Source organism: Marinobacter denitrificans (genome assembly GCF_008795955.1).
GTDB lineage: Bacteria > Pseudomonadota > Gammaproteobacteria > Pseudomonadales > Oleiphilaceae > Marinobacter > Marinobacter denitrificans.
In genome coordinates this window covers 159163-180406 of the sequence record NZ_VMHN01000006.1, presented here as the reverse complement: position 1 = coordinate 180406, position 21244 = coordinate 159163, and the positions used below count along the sequence as shown (strand labels likewise).

General features: G+C 58.4%; 21 protein-coding genes. 13 read left to right on the top strand and 8 right to left on the bottom strand.

The genetic code is table 11. The features are described 5' to 3' along the window. Positions 1-9: 9 nt before the first annotated feature. The 4 genes from FO268_RS16675 to FO268_RS16660 all read right to left on the bottom strand — a co-directional run bounded on the left by FO268_RS16675 (position 10) and on the right by FO268_RS16660 (position 4517). Positions 10-1614 (bottom strand): dihydrolipoyllysine-residue acetyltransferase, encoded by a 1605-nt coding sequence (locus tag FO268_RS16675; protein WP_150994387.1) that lies wholly within the window; start codon positions 1612-1614, stop codon positions 10-12. Between the two features lie 26 nt (positions 1615-1640). Continuing rightward, positions 1641-2618 carry an alpha-ketoacid dehydrogenase subunit beta gene (locus tag FO268_RS16670; RefSeq protein WP_150994386.1) on the bottom strand — a complete coding sequence of 326 codons (978 nt, stop codon included), beginning with the start codon at positions 2616-2618 and terminating at the stop codon, positions 1641-1643. 1 nt (position 2619) lies between these two features. After that, positions 2620-3804 carry a thiamine pyrophosphate-dependent dehydrogenase E1 component subunit alpha gene (locus tag FO268_RS16665; protein WP_150994385.1) on the bottom strand — a complete coding sequence of 395 codons (1185 nt, stop codon included), beginning with the start codon at positions 3802-3804 and terminating at the stop codon, positions 2620-2622. 170 nt (positions 3805-3974) lie between these two features. Then, the gene (locus FO268_RS16660; protein WP_150994384.1) at positions 3975-4517 is read right to left on the bottom strand and encodes a YaeQ family protein; all 543 of its coding nucleotides are present in this window, start codon (positions 4515-4517) and stop codon (positions 3975-3977) included. Positions 4518-4585: 68 nt separating this feature from the next. Between FO268_RS16660 and FO268_RS16655 the strand changes: the two genes are divergently transcribed. From FO268_RS16655 to FO268_RS16600, 12 genes are all read left to right on the top strand, one after another. Further along, positions 4586-4945 carry a CidA/LrgA family protein gene (locus tag FO268_RS16655; RefSeq protein WP_150994383.1) on the top strand — a complete coding sequence of 120 codons (360 nt, stop codon included), beginning with the start codon at positions 4586-4588 and terminating at the stop codon, positions 4943-4945. Then, positions 4938-5660: an LrgB family protein gene (locus FO268_RS16650; protein ID WP_150994382.1), complete on the top strand. Its 723-nt coding sequence runs from the start codon at positions 4938-4940 to the stop codon at positions 5658-5660. Before FO268_RS16655 ends, FO268_RS16650 begins: the two co-directional genes overlap by 8 nt. Positions 5661-5829: 169 nt before the next feature. Then, complete coding sequence (locus FO268_RS16645; RefSeq protein ID WP_150994381.1) at positions 5830-7392, top strand: ABC transporter substrate-binding protein; 1563 nt, start codon at positions 5830-5832, stop codon at positions 7390-7392. A 77-nt stretch (positions 7393-7469) separates the two neighbouring features. Next, positions 7470-8519, top strand: a complete 1050-nt coding sequence (locus FO268_RS16640; protein WP_150994380.1) for an ABC transporter permease — start codon at positions 7470-7472, stop codon at positions 8517-8519. After that, positions 8516-9448: an ABC transporter permease gene (locus FO268_RS16635; RefSeq protein WP_150994379.1), complete on the top strand. Its 933-nt coding sequence runs from the start codon at positions 8516-8518 to the stop codon at positions 9446-9448. The genes FO268_RS16640 and FO268_RS16635 overlap by 4 nt, the downstream gene beginning before the upstream one ends. A 4-nt stretch (positions 9449-9452) precedes the next feature. After that, complete coding sequence (locus tag FO268_RS16630) at positions 9453-10451, top strand: ABC transporter ATP-binding protein (RefSeq protein WP_150994378.1); 999 nt, start codon at positions 9453-9455, stop codon at positions 10449-10451. Continuing rightward, a complete protein-coding gene (locus tag FO268_RS16625; RefSeq protein ID WP_150994377.1) occupies positions 10448-11458 on the top strand; it encodes an ABC transporter ATP-binding protein in 1011 nt (336 codons plus the stop codon). Before FO268_RS16630 ends, FO268_RS16625 begins: the two co-directional genes overlap by 4 nt. An 86-nt stretch (positions 11459-11544) precedes the next feature. Further along, on the top strand, positions 11545-12450 hold the full coding sequence (locus FO268_RS16620; RefSeq protein WP_150994376.1) for a LysR family transcriptional regulator: 906 nt from the start codon (positions 11545-11547) through the stop codon (positions 12448-12450). A 1-nt stretch (position 12451) separates the two neighbouring features. Next, positions 12452-13744 (top strand): Xaa-Pro dipeptidase, encoded by a 1293-nt coding sequence (gene pepQ / locus FO268_RS16615; RefSeq protein ID WP_150994375.1) that lies wholly within the window; start codon positions 12452-12454, stop codon positions 13742-13744. A gap of 98 nt (positions 13745-13842) precedes the next feature. Continuing rightward, positions 13843-14049 carry a bacterioferritin-associated ferredoxin gene (locus tag FO268_RS16610; protein ID WP_150994374.1) on the top strand — a complete coding sequence of 69 codons (207 nt, stop codon included), beginning with the start codon at positions 13843-13845 and terminating at the stop codon, positions 14047-14049. 98 nt (positions 14050-14147) lie between these two features. Further along, positions 14148-14624 (top strand): bacterioferritin, encoded by a 477-nt coding sequence (bfr, locus tag FO268_RS16605; protein WP_150994373.1) that lies wholly within the window; start codon positions 14148-14150, stop codon positions 14622-14624. 12 nt (positions 14625-14636) lie between these two features. Further along, positions 14637-15995, top strand: a complete 1359-nt coding sequence (locus FO268_RS16600) for a phosphohexomutase domain-containing protein (protein ID WP_150994409.1) — start codon at positions 14637-14639, stop codon at positions 15993-15995. A gap of 155 nt (positions 15996-16150) precedes the next feature. On the opposite strand, the gene FO268_RS16595 is transcribed toward FO268_RS16600, so the two are convergent. Continuing rightward, positions 16151-17311: a phospholipase A gene (locus FO268_RS16595; protein WP_150994372.1), complete on the bottom strand. Its 1161-nt coding sequence runs from the start codon at positions 17309-17311 to the stop codon at positions 16151-16153. A gap of 10 nt (positions 17312-17321) precedes the next feature. Further along, positions 17322-17660 (bottom strand): hypothetical protein, encoded by a 339-nt coding sequence (locus tag FO268_RS16590; RefSeq protein WP_150994371.1) that lies wholly within the window; start codon positions 17658-17660, stop codon positions 17322-17324. A 194-nt stretch (positions 17661-17854) separates the two neighbouring features. Here FO268_RS16590 and FO268_RS16585 point away from each other — a divergent pair, with 194 nt between their 5' ends. Continuing rightward, complete coding sequence (locus tag FO268_RS16585; protein WP_150994370.1) at positions 17855-18268, top strand: c-type cytochrome; 414 nt, start codon at positions 17855-17857, stop codon at positions 18266-18268. 63 nt (positions 18269-18331) lie between these two features. On the opposite strand, the gene FO268_RS16580 is transcribed toward FO268_RS16585, so the two are convergent. Then, a complete protein-coding gene (locus tag FO268_RS16580; RefSeq protein WP_150994369.1) occupies positions 18332-18898 on the bottom strand; it encodes a hypothetical protein in 567 nt (188 codons plus the stop codon). Between the two features lie 9 nt (positions 18899-18907). Next, positions 18908-21169: a galactose oxidase-like domain-containing protein gene (locus tag FO268_RS16575; RefSeq protein WP_150994368.1), complete on the bottom strand. Its 2262-nt coding sequence runs from the start codon at positions 21167-21169 to the stop codon at positions 18908-18910. Between the last annotated feature and the right edge of the window lie 75 nt (positions 21170-21244).

Genomic DNA, 21244 nt, shown 5'->3' with positions numbered 1-21244 from the left:
GATGCCCCGTCAGCCCAGGTGCAACAGCATGGATTGCGGCGACTCCAGGTAGCCCTTCCAGCGATTGCAGAAGCGCGCTATGGTGCCGCCATCAATGATGCGATGGTCCCCCGCCCAGCTTACGGTCATGATGGCCCGTTCCACCACCTGGCCGCTGGCGTCGAAACGCGGCAGCTTCTGGGTGCGGCCAAGAGCCACAATCGCCACTTCCGGAGCATTGATGATAGGCGAGGCGTAGGTGCCCCCCAGTGCACCAATATTGGAGATGGTGATGGTGCCGCCCTTGAGGTCCTCCTGGCTTACCCTGCCCGAGCGGGCCGCCTCGGTCAGACGGGCCACTTCATCGGCAATGCCCAGCAGGGTCAGGCTCTCAACACCTTTGACATTGGGAACCATCAGCCCGGCCCTGCCGTCCACCGCCATGCCGATATTGCAGTTGGGCAGGTAGTGAATCTCGGAAATGTCTTCGTTAACACGGCTGTTGAGTACCGGGAACTCCTGAACCGCCAAAGCCATCGCCTTCATGACGAATGGCATCAGTGTCAGCCGTGAGCCACGGGCTTCGGCTTCCGGTTTGAGCTGTTCCCGCAGCTTCAGCAGGTCAGTAACGTCGATGTCTTCGCTGTAGATGAAGTGGGGGATCGTGGTTGCCGACTTGACCATGCTGCGGGCCATCGCCGCTTTCATGCCCTTGATCGGTTCGATCCGTACTTCCTGCTCACGCTCCGGCATTCTGCGCCCGCTGCTCTGAATGGCTTGCTGCGATTCCCCAGCGCCTTCATGGCTCTGCGGAGGAGCAGTGGGCTTATCGAGGTGGGCAAGCACATCGGCCTTCAGTACCCGGCCATCCTTGCCGGAACCGGCGATGTTCGCCAGGTTGAGGTTGTGCTCACGCACCAGGCGGCGCACGGCAGGGCTGGCGGGAATCCGTTGCCGGTTTCCTGTTGAGACCGGTTTTTCGGTGGCCGGGGAGGGTTCCGGTGCCGGCTTCGAAGTAGCTTTTGCCTCGGTGGGCTCGTCACGGTCGCGAGGAATAAACGCAAACAGTGGGGAGTGCACCCGGGCCATCTCCTGCTGCTTATGGTAAAGCTTGGTGACGCGGCCAGCCTTGGGCGCGGTAATCTCGACCATGGCTTTGTCCGTCATGACATCGACTACCGGCTGGTCTTCCTCGATCTCGTCACCTTCGGCGACGCGCCATTCCACCACCTCACACTCAACGATGCCTTCGCCGATATCGGGAAGGATAAAGTCTTCAGTCTCGTCGTCATTGGCGGTAGTGGTGCCAGAAGTTTCATGCACAGGCTCTGCTTCCCTGGTGTCTGCGCCGGCTTCTTTCGATGGGGCTTGAGGCGCTGTCTCCTGATCGCTGTCACCGCCTTCTTCCACCAGTTCGAACAGCGGAGCGTGAACCTTCGCGATGTCGCCTTCCTTGTGATACAGGCGGGTTACCTTGCCCCTGTACGGCGCGGGAATTTCCACCAGCGCCTTGTCGGTCATCACCTCGGCAACCGGCTGGTCTTCTTCGATGATGTCGCCTTCGCTGACCAGCCATTTGACCAGTTCGCACTCCACGATACCTTCGCCGATATCGGGCAGTATAAAATCACTCATGATTGCTCTCCTGTCCTGATATCAACCTAGAATTCCACGCTCGACCTGATGGCCTCATAGACCTTCAGGTGATTGGGCAGGTGCTCTTTTTCCAGCACCAGCGGGAAGGGGGTATCCATCCCGGTCACCCGAGCGATCGGGGATTCCAGGTACAGGAAGCAACGCTCCTGTATCGTCGCCGCAATTTCGCCGGCAAAACCGCCGGTCAGCGGGGCTTCATGGGTCACCACCAGGCGCCCGGTTTTGAACACCGAGTTGGCGACGGTTTCCACATCCCACGGCAGAATGGTTCTCAGGTCGATGACTTCACAGGAAATGCCTTCTTTTTCCGCCATTTCGACGGCGTGTTCAATCACTTCCATCTGTGCGCCCCAGCCCAGCACGGTGACATCCGTGCCTTCCTTGAGCACTTCGGCTTCGCCCAGTGGCAGCCGGTAGTCTTCATCCGGCACGTCGCCGACGGAAGCGCGGTACAGCCGCTTGGGCTCGAAGAACAGGGTAGGGTTCTGGTCGTGGATGGCAGCCAGAAGCAGGCCCTTGGCCTGGTGCGGATTGCGCGGCACCACGATCTTGAGCCCCGGTGTGTGGGCAAAATAGGCTTCCGGTGACTGTGAGTGATAAAGCCCGCCGGCAATGCCGCCGCCATAGGGTGCGCGAATGGTCAATCCGCCCACATTGAACAGGTTGCCGGAGCGGTAACGGAACTTGGCCGACTCGTTCACGATCTGGTCAAAGGCGGGGAAGATGTAATCGGCAAACTGTATCTCTGCGACCGGCACAGAACCCTGGGCCGCCAGGCCGTTGGCAAAACCAATGATGCCCTGTTCAACCAGTGGTGTGTTGAAGCAGCGGGCTTTGCCGTATTTCTGTTGTAGGTTGCTGGTGGCCCGGAAAACGCCGCCGAAGATGCCCACGTCCTCACCGAAACACAGCACCCGTTCGTCGGCGGCCATGGCGGTATCAAGGGCGTTGTTAATGGCCTGGAGCATATTCATCTGTGTCATCTCAGGCGCCTCCCTTAGCGTGTTCTGCACTCTTCGGGTACGCGTCCGGGTGCCGCCGGATATGCGCCTTGAGCCTGTCGAACTGTTCAGCCAGACCCGGTGGCACTTCGTCATAGACGTCGCTCACCAGGGTATCAAGCGCAGGTGGTGGCCGTTTCTGCGCCCGCTTCATGGTCTCGAGAACCTCGCGGCGCATGTTCTCCTGCAGTTTTTTCTCGTCGTCTTCGGTCCACCATTTCTTGCGCTCGAGCCAGAGGCGCATGCGCAGGATCGGGTCTTTCTCGCGCCACACGGCTTCCTCGTCCTTGCTGCGATAGCCGGACGGGTCGTCGGAAGACGAGTGGGCGGCAAGGCGATAGCTCATGGCTTCAATCAGCACCGGGCGATTGTGCTCCACCGCCAGGCTGCGTGCTGCTTTGGTGGCCTCGTGCATGGCGAGAATGTCGTTACCATCGACACGGATCACGTCCATCTTGTAGCCATAGGCTCTGGGTGCCACCCCGTCGGCGGCGAACTGCTCGGCGGCCGGAGTGGATATGGCGTAGCCGTTGTTGCGGCACAGGAAAATCACCGGAACGCGATGGACAGCGGCCATGTTCAGGGCGGCGTGGAAATCCCCTTCCGAGGCGGCGCCTTCACCGAAATAGGTAATAGTACAATGGCCCTCGCCTGACATTTTCTGGCCATAGGCGTAGCCGGTAGCCTGTGGAATCTGGGTGGCCAGGGGCGATGATATGGTCATGTAGTTCAGCTTGGCGGAACCGTAATGAACGGGCATCTGGCGCCCTTTACCATAGTCCAGTTCGTTGCCGAACAGCTGGTTCATGAATTCGTCGATGGTGAAGCCGCGGTAAACCAGGGAGCCCTGTTCGCGGTACTGCGCCATGATCATGTCGCCGTCATCCAGCGCGGCGGTACTGCCGATAACGGCGGCTTCCTCGCCGGTGCACTGCATGTAGAAGCTCAGGCGTCCCTGCCGCTGGGCAGCGAGCATGCGTTCATCAAGAATCCGGGTGGTGACCATCGCGCGGTAGATGCGCAGGGCTTTCTCTTTATCGAGATCAGGGGCTTTGGCTCCCTTATAGAGCGAACCGTCCTGCTTCAGTAACTTGAAGGTGGGAATACGGAATTCCGCACCGTCGGTAAAAACCGGGGAATAAACAACTTTGGCTTTTGTTGTTGTCATAATCCTCTTCCTGGGGTGGTGGCCTGAGGAACAAAACACCCCTTGTGAGGGTGTCGATGCTTTTTTGAGTATAGCCAATCTCTCGGAACCTGGTGCGGCCCCGGTCAACATCGGCTAAAGTTTACCTTAACGTAAACTGTATAATTCTGGTAGACCCCGAAAGGTGATTTTTATTCAGGGTAGAGCGGTTCTGGCGTCAGGCTGACGAGGGTTTCCTCGTTACCGATATTCACTGTGCCGTCCTGGATTGTGCATTGCAGGTTCATGCCGCGTTCCGCCAGGTCCGCGAGTGGCTCGGTGCCTTCCGGCGGCAGGTTGATGATGGTGAGGTTGTTGAAGCGGGACAGTTTGCCCTGGTGTTTTTCCCACCACAGGGGCACTGCGCGGCCGCCGTAGGTGTAGAGGATCACCTGGTCAGAGCGGTTGCAGGCTTTACGCAGGCGGCTTTCGTCCGGCAGACCAAGCTCGACCCACAGCTCGATTTCGTCGCTCAGGCTTTTCTGCCACAGGTCCGGTTCGTCATCCGTGCTGATACCCTTTGTGAATTCAAGGCTTTCACTGGCGTTCAGTATAAAAGCCAGCAGGCGTATCATCATGCGCTCGTCGTTCTCTGACGGATGGCGGGCGATGGTGAGGTGATGGTCAGCGTAGTAGTGTCTGTCCATGTCGGCGATGTTCAGTGTCGCCTTGAAGATGGTTGCCTTGAGAGCCATTGAGCTTCCTGCGTTGGTTTGGCCGGAAGTCTAGTGTAAATCAAATACTCCGTAGAGAAACAACTGCCATGTCGATGTTGTACGGTTTTCTGGTGCTGACGGTATTCTTTATTGCCGGTGAGGTCCTCAGGGTGCTGCTGGCATTGCCAGTGAGTGGCGGCGTTATCGGAATGATACTGCTCACCTTGTTGCTGATGGCCAGGGGATCCATCAGTGAGAGTCTTGCCGGAGCAAGCCAGGCACTGATTTCGGTGCTGGTGTTGCTGATTATGCCCGGCGTCGTGGGCGTATTTTTTGTGGTCGACGAGTTTGCGGGGCAATGGTTGGCCATTGGTGTCGCGCTGGCTGCAGGCACCCTGCTGAGCGTACTCACTACCCTATGGCTGATGCAGCGTTTCAGCGGGCCAGAGGATGGTAGCCATGAGTGAATTGTCCGCCCGTTTTCAGGAATTGCTGGGCCTGCTTTCTACCAGCCCGGCGTTGGCGATTGTGCTGACGTTCGGGGCTTTTTTTGCCGGTAACCGCATTTTCAGGTTATTGAAGCAACCGGTGTGGCTGCCGCCCATCCTGATCTCGGCCATGCTGGTCAGTGGGATGATTGCGGTTCTGACCATCGATTACGCAGACTATCGCGAAGGCGCGCAATGGTTAACGGTCCTGCTGGGGCCGGCCACGGTCGCACTGGGCGTGCCACTGTACCAGCAGATGCATCACATCCGGGCGTTGTGGCGCCCCATCCTGTTCACTCTGCCAGTGGCGGCCACGATGGCCGCGGTGTATGCCGTGGTGATCGCCGCCTCGCTGGGGGCTTCGGAGGAAGTGCTGGCATCGCTGGCGCCGAAGTCGGTGACGGCGCCCATTGCGATTGGCATCACCGAGCAACTCGGCGGTTCCGTCTCCCTGATGATGGGCGGGCTTTTGATTACGGGCATGTTGGCTACGCTGTTTGTGGACCTGATCGCCCGCTGGCTCTCCATTACTGACCAGCGAATCCTCGGTTTTGCCCTGGGACTGAACGGCCATGCCCTCGGTACAGCCAGGGCGTTCGAAATAGGTCCGACCGCCGGCGCCTTTGCTTCACTGGGTATGGGTCTCACCGGAGTGTTTACTGCGATGATCCTGCCCCTGGTGTTCCACCTGTAACCTCGCCAATAGCCTTCGCCCTCAAACGGGTGATTCATCTGACGAATAACCCCATGTCGCAATTTCGATTGCTGTAAGGGATTTCCGCGACTAGCTTGTTGTTCAGGCAGTCGGCGTCCTTCTGCGCCGATATTCCGTGAAAACTCCTAAAACAGCGACGGAAAACGCGATGAAAAAACTGATTGGAGCACTCCTGGGTTCCATGGTCCTGGCTGCGGCACCAGTAGCCCTGTCTGCCGAAGCCACCAAGGAACTGAAAATGGCGTATGACGCCGACCCGGTAACCCTCGACATTCACGAGCAGCTTTCAGGTGGGATCCTGCAGTTGTCCCACATGACCTTCGACCCCCTTGTGCGCTGGAAAAGCGATCTGAGCTTCGAACCGCGGCTGGCTGAGAGCTGGGAGCGGGTCGACGAGAATACGATGCGCTTCAAACTTCGCGAAGGGGTGAAGTTCCATTCCGGCAATGAACTGACCGCGGCCGATGTGAAGTTCACCCTGGACCGTCTGAAGCGTAGTCAGGACTTCAAGGCGATTTTCAAGCCGTTCAGCGGTATCAATATCATCGACGATTATACGTTCGAGCTGGTGACCAGCGAGCCATACCCGCTGGTGTTGAACACCGCAACCTATATCTTCCCGCTGGACAGCGAGTTCTACAGCGGCCAGACCGAGGGCGGTAAAGACAAGAGCGCTATCCTCAAGCACGGCAACTCCTTCGCTTCCGAGAACCTGTCGGGTACGGGCCCTTATACTGTCACCAGGCGAAAGCAGGGCGTACGTATGGAGTTCGAGCGTTTTGAGGACTACTGGGATACCGACTCCCCGGGCAATGTCGGCAAGATTGTGCTGACGCCAATCAAGGAGAACAACACCCGGGTTTCCGCTCTGCTTTCTGGCGGGGTGGATTTCATTGCGCCGGTACCACCCAATGACCTCGAGCGGATCAAGCGCGATAAGAATGCCAACCTGGTCACCATGAGTGGTACCCGCGTCATCCTGTTCCAGATGAACCAGGAGCGGGTGGAAGCATTCAAGGATCCGAAGGTTCGCCAGGCCTTTGCCTACGCTATCAACCAGGAAGGCATTGCCGCCAAGATCATGAAAGGGTTTGCTACACCGGCAGCGCAGATGTCTCCCGCCGGGTACCAGGGCCACAACGAGTCGTTGGCACCGCGCTTTGATGTGGAAAAGGCCCAGGCACTGATGAAAGAAGCCGGCTATGAGGATGGCTTCACCATTTCCATGATGGCGCCAAATAATCGCTACGTGAACGACGACAAAATCGCCCAGGCGGTAGCGGCCATGCTGTCGCGAATCAATATCAAGGTGGATCTGAAGACTTTGCCAAAGGCCCAATACTGGACAGAGTTCGATAACCGTGCCGCCGACATGATGCTGATTGGCTGGCATGCGGACACCGAGGACTCCGCCAACTTCTTCGAATTCCTGACCTTCTGCCCGGATGCAGACAGCGGCGCCGGCCAGTACAACGCAGGTAACTACTGCAACCCGGAAGTGGACGCGCTGGTGGACAAGGCAAGTGTTGAGACGGATCTGGACAAGCGAGCCGCCATGCTGCAGGAGGCAGAGAAGCGTCTGTATGACGATGCCGCGTTCGTCCCCCTGCACTGGCAGGACCTGGCCTGGGCCTCTAAGAAGAATGTGAATATTGAGCCGGTGCTCAATGTCATGAACTTCCCGTATCTGGGTGACCTGGTGGTTGAATAGTCGCCTGTAATGGCAGGCCGGCACGGGAGTGATCCGGTGCCGGCTTTTTGTTTGCAAGCCTTATCCGGAAAATTTCCATGTTAGCGTTTTTGGTTCAGCGGATTTCCCAGGCGTTGCTGGTCATGTTCGTGATCAGTGTCATCGCTTTTGCCATTCAGGATGGCCTGGGGGATCCGCTTCAGGAAATGGTGGGCATGTCCGTCTCCGAGGAGGAGAGGGAAGTCATTCGCGAGGAGCTCGGGCTCAATGATCCCGTGCTGGTGCAGTACCTGCGCTTTGCGGGCAACGCCCTCCAGGGGGACCTGGGTAACTCCTATTTCTACAGCAAGCCTGCCCTGGAAGTGATCGCGGAACATCTGCCCGCGACCCTGGAGCTGGTGATCGGGGCCAGCCTGATCATTGTGTTTCTGTCCGTGCCGATCGGTGTCTACGCGGCGATCCGGCCCCAGGCCTGGTTGTCGAAGTTTTTCATGGGCATCAGCACCGTGGGGATTTCCATTCCGGTCTTCCTCACGGCCATCGTGCTCATCCAGCTATTTTCCATTGGCGTCACAGTGAACTGGTTCCCCTCCGGTTCAGGCTGGGGCCAGTGGCTTAACGACTTCTTCAGTACTGACGGCGGCATGCCGTCCTATGGCCGGGGTGATGATCTGGTCCACCTGTTTGGCACCTGGGACTCTGGGCTGTTTACCAGTGACGGGCTGGCCCACCTGGTGCTGCCGTGCGTGTCGCTGGCATCGATCATGCTGCCGCTGTTTATCCGCCTGATCCGGGCCGAGATGATGGAAGTGCTGCAGAGCGACTATATCCGCTACGCCCGGGCCAAGGGCCTGAGCGCGGACCGCATCAACTTCCTGCATGCGCTGAAGAACACCATGCTTCCGGTGATCACCGTGGGGGGCGTACAGATCGGCATCATGGTGGCGTACACCATTCTCACTGAAACGGTGTTCCAGTGGCCCGGGCTGGGACTGATGTTCCTCGAGGCCATCACCCGCAGTGATATTCCGCTGATTGTGGCTTACCTGATGGTGGTGGGCCTGATTTTCGTGGTGACTAACACCCTGGTGGACCTGATCTACGGACTGGTGAATCCCACCGTTAAACTGACAGGTAAAAAAGCATGACAACGGCAACGGTTTCCCGCTGGGACCGCTTCCGCGAGTCCTTTGTCTGGTACAGCTTCAAGCGCGACAAGGTAGCCATAATCAGCTTCCTGGTGCTGCTGCTGATGGTGTTGGCGGCGGTCTTCGCGCCCCTGCTGGCACCAGCGGACCCCTATGATCTGGCCCAGATCAATATCATGAACTCCGAATTGCCGCCGGTGGGCATCGACGGCGCTGATCCAGCGTTCCCGCTGGGCACCGACGCCCAGGGCCGGGACCTGCTCTCCACCATTCTCTACGGAACCCGGGTGTCGCTGATGATCGGTTTCGGGGCAGTGGTGTTGCAGGCGGTGCTGGGCATCCTCTTCGGCCTGCTGGCCGGGTATCTTGGTGGCAAGGTGGATGCCATCCTGATGCGGATTGCGGATGTGCAGCTATCATTCTCCACCCTGATGGTGGCCATCATCGTGGGTGCGGTGTTCAAGGCGAGTTTCGGCAACCTGATGTTCGGCGAGATCGCCATCTACATGTTGATCTTCATTATCGGTATTGCCGAGTGGCCCCAGATTGCACGGACGGTCCGGGCTTCCGTGCTGGCAGAAAAGAAGAAAGAGTATGTGGAGGCGGCCAGGGTCATGGGCTTTGGCACCCGCCGCATCATGTTTCGGCATATCCTGCCCAATACCTTATCGCCGATCTTCGTCATCGCCACGGTTCAGATCGCCAATGCCATCATTTCCGAGGCAGCGTTGTCTTTCCTCGGCCTGGGCATGCCGGAAACCCAACCGTCGTTGGGCTCGCTGATCAAGTCCGGCTTTGACTATATCCAGAGCGGTTCCTGGTGGATCACCCTGATCCCCGGCCTGGTTCTGGTGTTGCTCGTACTGGTCATCAATCTGTTGGGTGACTGGTTGCGGGATGTCATGAACCCACGGCTGTACAAGGGATAGCGCCATGGCACTGTTGGAAGTAAAAGATCTTGATGTGCGCTTTGCGGTGCGCGGTGGCGACCTGACCGCCCTGCGGGGCATCAGTTTCAGCCTGGACAGTGGCGAGCGGCTGGGGCTGGTGGGTGAGTCCGGCGCCGGTAAATCCGTGGCGGCCTTTTCCATTCTCAACCTGATCGCCCGGCCCGGTTACATTGCTGGCGGGCAGATCCTGTACAGAGGCAGGGACCTGGCGTCCATGAGTGAGCGGGAGCTGAGAAAGATCCGGGGCAACCGCATTGCCATGATCTTTCAGGACCCGATGATGACCCTGAACCCGGTGCTCACCATCGGCACCCAGATGGTGGAGGCCATTGAGGCCCACCGCAAAACCGGGAAGAAGGAAGCTCGCGCGATTGCCCTGGACCGGCTGCAGAAGGTGCAGATTCCCTCGCCGGGGAAGCGCCTTGACCAGTACCCCCATGAACTTTCCGGCGGCATGCGCCAGCGGGTAATCATTGCCATCGCCCTGCTGCTGGAGCCGGAAATCATCATTGCCGACGAGCCCACCACGGCGCTGGACGTGACTATCCAGGCGGAAATCATGGATCTGCTGCTGAACCTGTGTGAGCAGGAAAATGTGGCGCTGATGCTGATCACCCATGATCTCGGGGTGGTCTCCCAGGTGACGCAACGTATGTTGGTGATGTACTCCGGCCGCATTATCGAGCAGGGGCCGACTCGGGAAATTATCAATGACGCCCAGCATCCCTACACCCAGGGCCTGATCAACGCATTGCCACAGATGGGGGAGCCCGGTCAGCGGCTGTTCCAGATTCCCGGTTCCATGCCATCGCTGAAGAATGTACCCACCGGGTGCCCCTTCCATCCACGCTGCAATTTTGCCACCGAGCAGTGTACGCGCAGGATGCCCGAGTATGTTCGCTCCGGGAACGTGGACGTAGCCTGTTACGAAGTGGCCAACCTGATTGAACAGGAGAAACGCATGCAGGAGGCGGAATCATGACCTCTCCGTTGGTCAGTATTCGTGGGTTGGAGAAACGTTTCGACCTTTCCGGCAGCCTGTTGGAACAGATCACCTTTAAAGGAGGGCGCCTGCGCCGCAGGCAGGAGGCTGTGCACGCCATTAACGGCGTGGATCTGGATGTGCAAAAGGGCGAAGCCCTGTGTGTCGTGGGTGAATCCGGCTGCGGCAAGTCCACGGTGGCCCGCACCGTGATGGGGCTGCTTTCCCCCAGCGCCGGGGAAATCCATTTTGGCGGCCAGCGTATCGACAATCTGGAGGGCAAGGCCGCATTGCCATACCGGCGCAGGATGCAAATGATCTTCCAGAACCCATACGCGTCGCTGAACCCGCGGATGACCATCCAGCAGACCCTGGAAGAGCCGATTCGCTTCCATCACCCGGACTGGTCAGCCACGCAGGTGCGGGACAAGATACATGAGGTTATGCATTCGGTGGGTATCGATCTGGACTGGGGCAGCCGGTTTGGCCATGAGTTCTCGGGCGGGCAGCGCCAGCGGATTGCCATTGCCCGCGCGCTGGTGGTGGATCCGGAATTCATTGTGGCAGACGAGCCGATTTCCGCCCTGGACGTGTCGATCCAGGCCCAGGTGCTGAACCTGCTGATGGATGCCCAGGAAAGCCGGGGGCTTACCTATCTGTTCATCACCCATGACCTGGCGGTGGTGGAGCATTTCGGCACCCGTGTGGCGGTCATGTACCTGGGCCGGGTGTGTGAACTGGCAGATACCAAGACCCTGTTTGCCAGGCCCCGGCATCCGTACACCCAGGCATTGTTGTCAGCGATTCCCAAACTGGAGGACGACCGGCCCAATCACATTCGCCTGAATGGCGAGGTGCCGACGCCGGTAAACCTGCCGTCCGGTTGTGTGTTTCACGGCCGCTGTCCCTATGCCAATGAGCGTTGTCGGCGGGAAGTGCCTGCAATGATCGCCACCGATAGCGGTACACAGGTGGCCTGCCACGCAGTGGAAGAGGGCCGTTTGTAGTGGAATCATTGCGATAGGCTATGATGCCTGCTTTCTCGATCTGACTCCTAAAAGCCTGGTCACATCATCCAACTTCAGGAATTGCCATGGAAGTACGCTGGCTGGAAGACTTTCTGGCGCTTGCCCGCACGCGCCATTTCTCACGTGCTGCCGAACTGCAGCACGTGAGCCAGCCTACGTTCAGCCGCCGCATCAAGCTGCTGGAGGAGGCTATGGGCACCACCCTGATCAATCGCCAGACCTTACCGCTGTCGCTGACGCCGGCAGGAGAGATGTTCCGGGAGCTGTGCGAACGGATTACGCGGGAGGTACGGGACACGAAGGAGCGGATTGCTGCGCTTGAGGCCGAAGCTTCGGCGCGGATCAGTGTCGGTTCCACCCAAGGGCTGTTTTCCCACTTTTACCAGGGCTGGGCGACGGACGTGGGCATCGCCGAGCGCCTCCAGCTCAACCTGAAAGCCACCAACTGGGTGGGCGAACAGTTTCTGGAGGCTCTGGAAAGTGGCGAGTGTGATCTGGTGCTGTGTTACTGGCATCCAGACCTGCCCTGGGGCGACCGGCTGACCGAAGACGATTTCGTCTGGCTGGTACTGGCCCGGGAGGCCCTGGTGCCGGTCAGTGTCGCGGACGAACGGGGATGCGCCCGGTTCCCTCTGCCGGGCAGTCAGGAGCAACCAGTGCCACTGATCGCCTATCACAACCGCGGCTTTTTGCAGTCGGCGATTGAAGGTCACCTGGCACGTCATAAGCTGACGGCCAATCTGTTGCCTTTGAATGAGAATACCCAGTCCGCCGGTATCAAGGCTCTGGTCAAGCAGGGCTTCGGGATGGGCTGGTTACCGCAACGGATAACAGAGAAAAGTGAACAGTTTGGCAGCCTGGTGCGCGCCGGTGACGAGCGCTGGGATGTACCTCTGGAGATTCGTCTGATCCGCCGGCGGGGTGCCCGTTCGCAAGACCTCTTAACCCTCTGGAAACAGTTGGAAAGCTGATATGCCTGAAGAAGCCTTGCTGTTGCTGCAACTGGACCACCTGAAAGAATTGCAAAGCCGGTATGAAGAGGTGTTGGCAGACCACGGTTTTGACAGCCTGCTGATTGCCTCCGGCGCTGCCCCGTTTCGCTATGGCGACGATCAACGCTGGCCCTTCCAGGGCTATGGTCCGTTCCTGCACTGGACCGGGCTGGCCGGCCGCGAAAATTGCTGGTTGTGGGTCCGTAGAGGGGACAAACCGGTGCTGTGGCTGTACGAGCCAACAGACTTCTGGCATGCAAACCAGGTTTTGCCGGAGGAGCCCTGGCGGACGCTGGTTGAGGTCCGCAGTAGTCAGTCGCCTGGGGCGCCAGTGCTCGACGAACCGGGGATTCTGGCGGTGATTGGTGATCCTGCCCTGCTTGCGGGCGTGTCGGGAGAGCATAACCCCGCGGGCCTGCTTGCAGCCCTGGACGAAACCCGGGTGCACAAAACCGCGTACGAAATTGAATGTCTTGCGCACGCCAATGCCCTGGCGCTGGCCGGGCACCGTGCTGCCCGGGATGCCTTTTCAGCCGGAGAGAGCGAGTTCAGCATCAGTCTCGCCTACCAGCAGGCCACGGGGCAGCGGGAAGCCGAGGCACCGTATCACAGCATCATCGGCCTGAATGAGCATGCCGGTACGTTGCATTATCAATATTACGACCCCCGGCCTCCGGGCCAGCCCCGCAGCCTGCTGATCGACGCCGGTGTCCGGTACCGGGGTTACTGCTCCGACATCACCCGCACCACCGCCGGTCCGGGGGCGTCGCACTTTGCCGCTCTGATTCATGGCCTTGAGAGGCTCCAGCTGCGGCTCTGCGACATGGTGGCACCGGGGGTGGAGTATATCGATATCCATCGCAAGGCCCACCACGGCATCGCGGCCCTGCTTTCGGCCTGCGGCCTGGTTACCGGCCTGGCGGATGAAGACATTGTGGAGCAGGGCATCACCCGGGCTTTTTTTCCCCACGGTATCGGCCATTTCCTGGGGGTACAGGTTCATGATGTTGCCGGAAAGCCGACACCACCACCGGAGAGTGCGCCTTTTCTGCGACTTACCCGCACTCTGGCGCCGGGGATGGTGGTGACCATCGAGCCCGGCCTCTATTTTATTCCTTCGCTCCTGGAGCCATTGCTGGCAGGGAAAGTGGGGCGTTATGTGGATCGGGAACGGTTGGACAGTCTACGGGGGTGCGGAGGGATTCGCATCGAAGACAATGTGGTGGTCACGGAGACAGGAAACCGCAATCTGACCCGCGAACGGCAGGGCTGAAACACTTGGTTGCACAAAATTAACTCACAGGGCTTGCAAAGCCGCATGCAAATGACAATAATTATCAGTACCTTTCATCGGCCCTGTGAGTAACCTGCATGTACGTATGCCTTTGCCATGGTGTGACAGACAGAGAAATCCGTGAAGCTGCTGACAACGGCGTCAGTTCCATGCGCCAGCTTGGCCGGGAGCTGGGTGTTGGAACCCAATGTGGTCGTTGCGCCTGCACCGCCCGGGAAATTCTCCGTGAAAGCCGTGCTCCGGACTATCTTGCCATGGCAAATATGCTGGCCCAGCCTGCCTGAGCCGGCAGTTGCTGCAATCATTTCCCATTTGTGATTTTTTCTCCCCTGGTGAAGGGCTATCCTTGTAGGGATTGCACACTCACGCAAGGAGATCCGTCATGAAAGGCGACAAGAAAGTCATCCAGTTTCTGAATAAAGTACTCGCCAACGAACTTACGGCTATCAACCAGTATTTTCTCCATTCCCGCATGTACAAGGATTGGGGCATCACCAAACTGGCGGAAAAGGAATACGAAGAGTCCATCGACGAAATGAAGCATGCGGATCAGCTGATCGAGCGCATCCTGTTTCTGGAAGGCCTGCCGAACCTGCAAGACCTCAACAAGCTGCTGATCGGTGAAAACGTCGAAGAGATGATTTCCTGTGACCTCAAACTTGAAATGATTGCCCATAAGGACCTGAAAGAAGCGGTTATCTATTGCGAGCAGGTGCAGGATTTCACCAGCCGGGAATTGTTCCGCAGTATTCTCGACAGTGAAGAAGAGCATATCGACTGGCTTGAAACCCAGTTGGACATGATTGGCAAGATGGGCCTTCAGAATTACATTCAACTTCAGTCTTCCGCAGCGGAGTAAACAAAAGTGACAATGGATCTGTCCTGTTTTAAAGCCTACGACCTTCGCGGCCGCGTGCCGGATCAGCTTAACCCCCAACTGGCCGAACGCATTGGCCGCGCCTACGTTGAAGTGACGGGAGCGAAACGGGTTATCGTCGGGTACGATATCCGCCTTTCCAGCCCCGAAATCGCCGAGGCGCTGAGTTCCGGCCTTATGGCTGCTGGTGCCGATGTCTTCGATATTGGGCTGTGCGGTACCGAGATGGTCTACTTTGCCACCAGCCACTACAAGATGGATGGCGGCATCATGGTCACCGCAAGCCACAACCCGCGCGACCACAACGGCATGAAAATGGTGGGCCCGGACTCGCGTCCCATCAGCTCCGATAACGGCCTGAACGACATCCGTGACCGGGTGCTGGAACCGTTCGGTGACGCACCGGAGCAGGGCCGCTACGAACCCTGGGAAGTCACCACCGCCTACATTGATCATCTGCTGGGCTACGTGGATGCCGGCACCCTCAAACCAATGACCATCGTCGTCAACGCCGGTAACGGTGGCGCAGGTTTGATCATTGACGAGCTGGAACAGCACCTGCCGTTCGACTTCGTGAAAGTGCATCACGAAGCCGACGGAAATTTCCCGAACGGTGTTCCGAATCCCATCCTGGAAGAAAACCGCGCGGCCACCGCTGAGGCGGTCATCGAACATGGCGCCGCCATGGGCATCGCCTGGGACGGCGATTACGACCGCTGTTTCTTCTTTGACGAAAACGGCCGCTTTATCGAAGGCTACTACATCGTGGGCCTGCTGGCCGACCAGTTCTTACGCAAGACCGGCGGTGGCAAAGTCATCCACGACCCACGTCTCACCTGGAACACCATCGACCTGGTCAAGGCCGCGGGCGGCGAAGCCATCGAAAGCAAAACCGGCCACGCCTTCATCAAACAGCGCATGCGTGACGAAGACGCGGTATACGGCGGCGAAATGAGCGCGCACCACTACTTCCGCGACTTTGCCTACTGCGATAGCGGCATGATCCCGTGGCTGCTGGTGGCAGAACGTCTTTGCCAGTCCGGCCAGACACTGTCCTCCCTCATCGATGCCCGTATCGAAGCCTACCCGGCCAGCGGCGAAATCAACCGCACCATCGCCGACCCGTCAAAGGTGATTGCCGCCATTGAGACGAAGTACAGCGAGGGCGCGAAAAGTGTCTCCCACGTCGACGGTGCAAGCATCGAATTCGACGAGTGGCGTTTCAACCTGCGAATGTCCAACACCGAACCAGTGGTTCGCCTGAACGTGGAATCGAGGGGTGATATTCCGTTGATGAAGGAGAAAACGGCAGAACTGCTTGCAGAAATGCAAAGGCTAAACGAGGAAGGCTAGCCAAAGCTCCGGGGCCGGTCGGCACGATACCCGTGTCAGAAACTGTGCGGAGCCATGGATGGCGGAGCCCAAGCGTCACAGGGATGTGCCGCAAGGAGCGTGTTTCTGACACGGGTATCGTGCCGACCGGTCTTACACCAGGTATAGGAAGTAACTCAGAGCCAGTCGTTCAGCATAATCCCGATGCCAATCCGCTGAATCCGCTCATTGTAATCAATCAGGCTCTCACCATACCCGTTGAAGTACTGAACATACCCCTTGATCGTCTCCCCCATCGGAAAACTGTAACCCAGCTCAATCGACGTCTTGTTATTGTCAGAGCGCAGATTGTTCTGCAGCGTCAGTGAAAGCGTCCGGTCATCCGACCACTTGTAGATCGCCAGATAGTTGGCGTGGCCCAGATAGCGTTCAATATCCTCGTTATCGTCTTCGCTGCTATTTTCCGGTAATCGATACCAGGGCTGAACCATAAACAGCCAACGGTCATAACTGTAGGCCGCCGAGGCCACAATCCGGTTCCAGCTGCGGGAGCGGGGCTCGGACTGCCCATTGGATACATGGTTCAGGCCCAGGGTGACGCCACTGAGGGTGCCCGGGCCGAAATCGTAGTTTAGCGCGTGCCGCAGGAAAATTTCGGGCTCGAAATTGGTTTCCCGGAAGGGCGCGGAATCGTCCGTGTTGTACACCTGCCAGAATGACTTCTGGGTGTAACCGAACCACATCGTTGTGCGATCATCCAGCCAGCCAGTAAGTAGCGGCACCTTGAAGCTGATCTGGTATTTGGCTTCCTGGTTGTCAATGCCGTAGTCATAACCGGTGGTGCCCGTTCTGGGGCTGGAAGGTTCGCGGTTGGCGTTCTTCATGTAGCTGAAGGGCAGAATGTACATGGGGCGGTGGCCCACAAAGCTGCCGGAGAAGGAGAAAATGGCCTTTTCCGCTGCCACGTAACGATTCATCAATGCAGACATCACCCCGGAGTCGTCGCCTTCACCCCCGGTTTCCAGGTCCTCAACGGCTTCGTCGCCGTCTTCTGCGTCGGCCAGCTCTTCATATTCCAACGCCTCGACCGAGTCGGACACGGCGTCGAGTTCGTCCTCCTGAGCCTGCTCCCGGGCCTCGGTGGGATCGTTGATGGCGTCATAACACGCCAGCCGCTGAACGCCATCGCTGATCAATGCACATTGTTCAGGAGTCACATCGTTAAAGCTTTTCTCTGATTGCAGTTGGCTTTCCTCAGCAGTCGCTACAGCGGCAGTGCAGAGGTAAAGAAGAACGCCGGCGGTTGGCGCCACGCGGAAACTGGAAACGAAAGACATTAGCCCGTCCTTATGCATGAGAGAGACTGATCCATGTGTTGGCGATACCGTAGGCCCAGACCCCGAGCAGGGTCACCACCAGCAGTGAAAAAACGATCTTGTGGCGGGTTCTTCGCTCTGCGGCCGCGGCGACTACCCAGCGTAAATACATTAGGCCGATAAAGCAGATAAACACCACCAGGCTTGCAGCTGCAGGGATGAGAAGCCATGCGGGGCTGAGCTCCGCACCACTTTCAGTACGGCTGGAGAACCATCCCATGGATGCCAGCAATACGGCCAACGCTGAAAACTCAGTAATCAGTAGAGGTTTGCGCCAGGGGTGGGGTTGCGACTGGTTCGCATCAGGCATAAATTCCGACCTTCAGACTCTGTTTTGTGTATGGTACCCGGAATAGGCGGGCAGGGCCTTCTGACTTACGAAATGGCAACGAATCGGATTGAAACACGGCGTTCATTTTGCACTTTGGTTTTTTTGCCCCGCCGCAATCGCTATAATGCGACCACTGATTATTATAACGCCCAATTGCGAGGTGCATTGTGAAGATGAAGAGAGTCCTGGCTGCCGTACTGCTTGGCTTCGGCCTGACAACAGGTGCCGTAATGGCCAATGTTGAAGATGAAATCCGCTCCCGTATTGCGCCGGTGGGTGAAGTTTGTGTGCAGGGAGAAGACTGCGGACAGGAGTCAGCGCCTGCTGAGTCAGCCAGCTCCGAACCTCGCGCCGGCAATGAAGTTTATGATGCCGCTTGTGCTGCGTGCCACGCATCCGGCGCAGCCGGTGCACCTGTAGTGGGCGACTCAGCCGCCTGGGGTGATCGTATCGACAAGGGCCTTGAGACACTGGTCGACCACGCGATCAATGGCTTCAACGCCATGCCTGCCAAGGGCGGTTGCTCCAACTGCTCTGACGAGGAAATTCAGGTGGCGGTCGAGTTTATGGTCGAAGAGAGCGAGTAATCTGTCGCTGCGTCACCTTTAGTACCGAAAAAGCCCCGCATTGCGGGGCTTTTTTGTAAAACGCTATTGAACAGGGATGGACGTTATCCGTCCCGTCACCGCCGTTGTGCCGGTGGAGGCATTGATCACCGGGATGGACCAGGCCATACCATTGCTGTCACCGGAGTGCCGCAATAGCTCGCCATTCAGTCGCGGATCCAGCCAGCCGTAGCTGCCGGAGCCTGACACTTCCACCCAGTTGATCTCCCCGGGTCCTTCTCCCTGGTCCTTTCCGTTTATCGGTTGATGCCCGGCGAGTTTCTGCCAGCTCCTGCTATGGGCATTTGCCATCACCCGCTGACTGGTAAATAGGAGAAAGGGCTCTCCTTCTGTTCCCTGGATCATTGTAGTTTCATCGCCGCGGTAGGTCACCAGAATAGCGGGCCGTGGCGCATCAATGATCATGGTGCTGAAGCCGTCAATCTCCGGTTTCCCGTCTATGCTGGCGGTGATCCGTTGTGAAGGAATGTTCTCGGCCTCGGGTGCTCCGTGAGCCCCCGCCAGCCCGGAGGCTGACAGGGTCATCACGCAGAGCCACAGGGCAGACAGATGCTTCATGGAGCGCTTGTCGTTGCGGAAGCTCTTTGTCATGGCATCACCTCAGAGCAGGCCCAGCAGGCCGCCAGACGAGTCGTCCTCTTCCGCAGAAGTTTCGGAACCGGCTGTATGGGTGTCTGCCATGCACTGCAGGGAGTTGTTGACCACCGTGATGGGCGCCGAGACCGATGGCACCCTGCCTTCGGCGCTGGCCTTGCTGACGAACAGCATGTACTTGCCAGCAGGCACTACGTTGTGGTTCTCGGGCATTCTGAGGCGAAGGTTGCGGCCGTTACGGGCCTGCACCGGGAGCTCAATGGCACGCTGGTCGCCATCGATGAGGTGCGTCATCACCGTGCGGCGAATCAACAGCACCTTGTCGATATCCTCAGCCTGATCCACCTGAATCCAGAAGTCCTCGCCTACCGTCAGGTCCTCCGGCGCGCTGGTAATCTGCGGGCGGTCGTCCCTCATGGCATAGGGAGGGGTGTAGATCTCGAAGCTGGGATCCCGGCCGGCATTGGGGGCGAGGCCAAAATCTTCGAAGCTGATGTGAGAGAGGTAGGCGGTATTGATCGGTGCATGGCCTGCGATCATTACCCGTCCGTCGGCCATCAGCAAGGCGGTGTTGTGGTAAGTGCGCGGGCGATTGGCCTCGGCCATTTCCGTCCAGGTTGACGTTTCCGGGTCAAACCGTTCGGCGGTCATGATCGGCCCTTCCAGTCCCGGTCCCACCACGCCATCGCGATTACCGCCGCTGAATACCATCACACTGCCATCAGGCATTACCACATTGGTGCCATACCAGCGCGGCTGATTAAGGGAGCCGGTAAGACGGGACTCGTACTCAATCTGGTCACCATTGGTGCTGATACGGTCAATGCGGCTCTGGTCTGTCGGCAGGTAGCCGCCCGGATTAGTAAGCAGCGCGTAGCTGGGTACGCCCCCGGCAGTGAGCAATTCCACGTCGGTGTAATTGCCATTTTCATCCGGTTCTAGTGGCAGCATGGTGGATGAGGTGGAGCCCCGCATGCCACCGGCGATGGCGGTTTTCACGGTTTCCTCATCGAGGCCCAGGTCACTGGCTGTGGTCAGCAGGTCGGTGGGGGACTGCAGTATATCGCCCAGTAACGACGTGCTTTGTTCAAGAGAAACGTTGGTAACATTCAGCGTGCTGCTGAGCTCCTCCAGACCGATTTCATCGAGGCGTAGTGGCAGCCCCGCGTAGCCGATGTCTGTCCAGCTCTGATTGTCCGGGTTGTACGTGGCGACGATATTCCACAACGCCTGGTCATAACCCTGGCCAAACGGATTGAAGGCCTGACCGCCGGCGTTATAAAGCACGTGGCCGTTGGGCAGGAGGTGCATTCGTGGATACAGTGGCAGTGACCGATCTGCGGTGGACGGGTTTTGCGCCCATGTGCCCGCGCAGGGATCGTAGGTTTCCGTTTGAACCACGTTGCGGCCTGAGTTGAGCGGGTCTTCGGGATAGACCGGCTTGAGCAGCTTGGTAACGCCGCTGGCAACAAATATGTTGCCGTTGCCAAGTGTGACCAGGGAGGGGTACCAGCGGCCGTAGTTCATGTCGCCACTCTGGGTCCAGGTGTTGGTTTCCTCATCGAAGATCCGGGAGTTCTTGATGCCTTCCAGTTCTGCTACGCCCAGGGGCAGGCCATCAACGCCGGGCTCCGAGTAGTAATCGGTTCCCCCAACGGCCATCACCCGGCCGTCAGCGAGGCCTACCACGTCGGAGCAGAAAAGGGCCCCATCGTTTTTGCTGGTGTTGTCCGCTGTATCAATCACGCCGTCCAGTTCGGTGCCATTGAGCAGTGTTTCGCTGTCGTTCCCATCCGGGTTGGCGCCGGCGCGCAGGGGATCTGGCTTCAGCCAGGTTGGTGTGTCGTTCTCGCCCAGCGAGAGTACCCGTGTCTGGTCGTTGACCGAGACCTCGCCAAACTCTGCCACGATTGAAAGCTCTACGTTTTCGGTGCCCTCCAGGGCATTCAGGTATAGCAGGCGGTCGTCTTCCAGCAGCGCGATGGTGCCTGCTGCGGGTTTGCACTCAAGCATGCCGTCGGCACGGGTGATGCATTTTTCGCTGGTTTCGACAGTTTCGCCATCCACAATAATGGTTGGCTCCGCGAAGGGCGCACTGAAACGACCTTTAGAGGAGGTGTCATCCGTGGCCTCGGTTTCGGCAGTGTCAGAGCTGCCGGTCAGTGTTGATAGCAGTCCCGCTGAGACCGGTAATGCACTGGTGAGCAGGATCGCCGAGCCCGCCGCCAGGGCGAGGTTCCAGGTATGGGGTATCTCGTTTCGAGACATGTTGATCTCCCGTATGTTGTTGTTTTGGAAATGGAGAGGCAGAGCCCCCCGAATCAGTAACGGGAGAAAACAGTT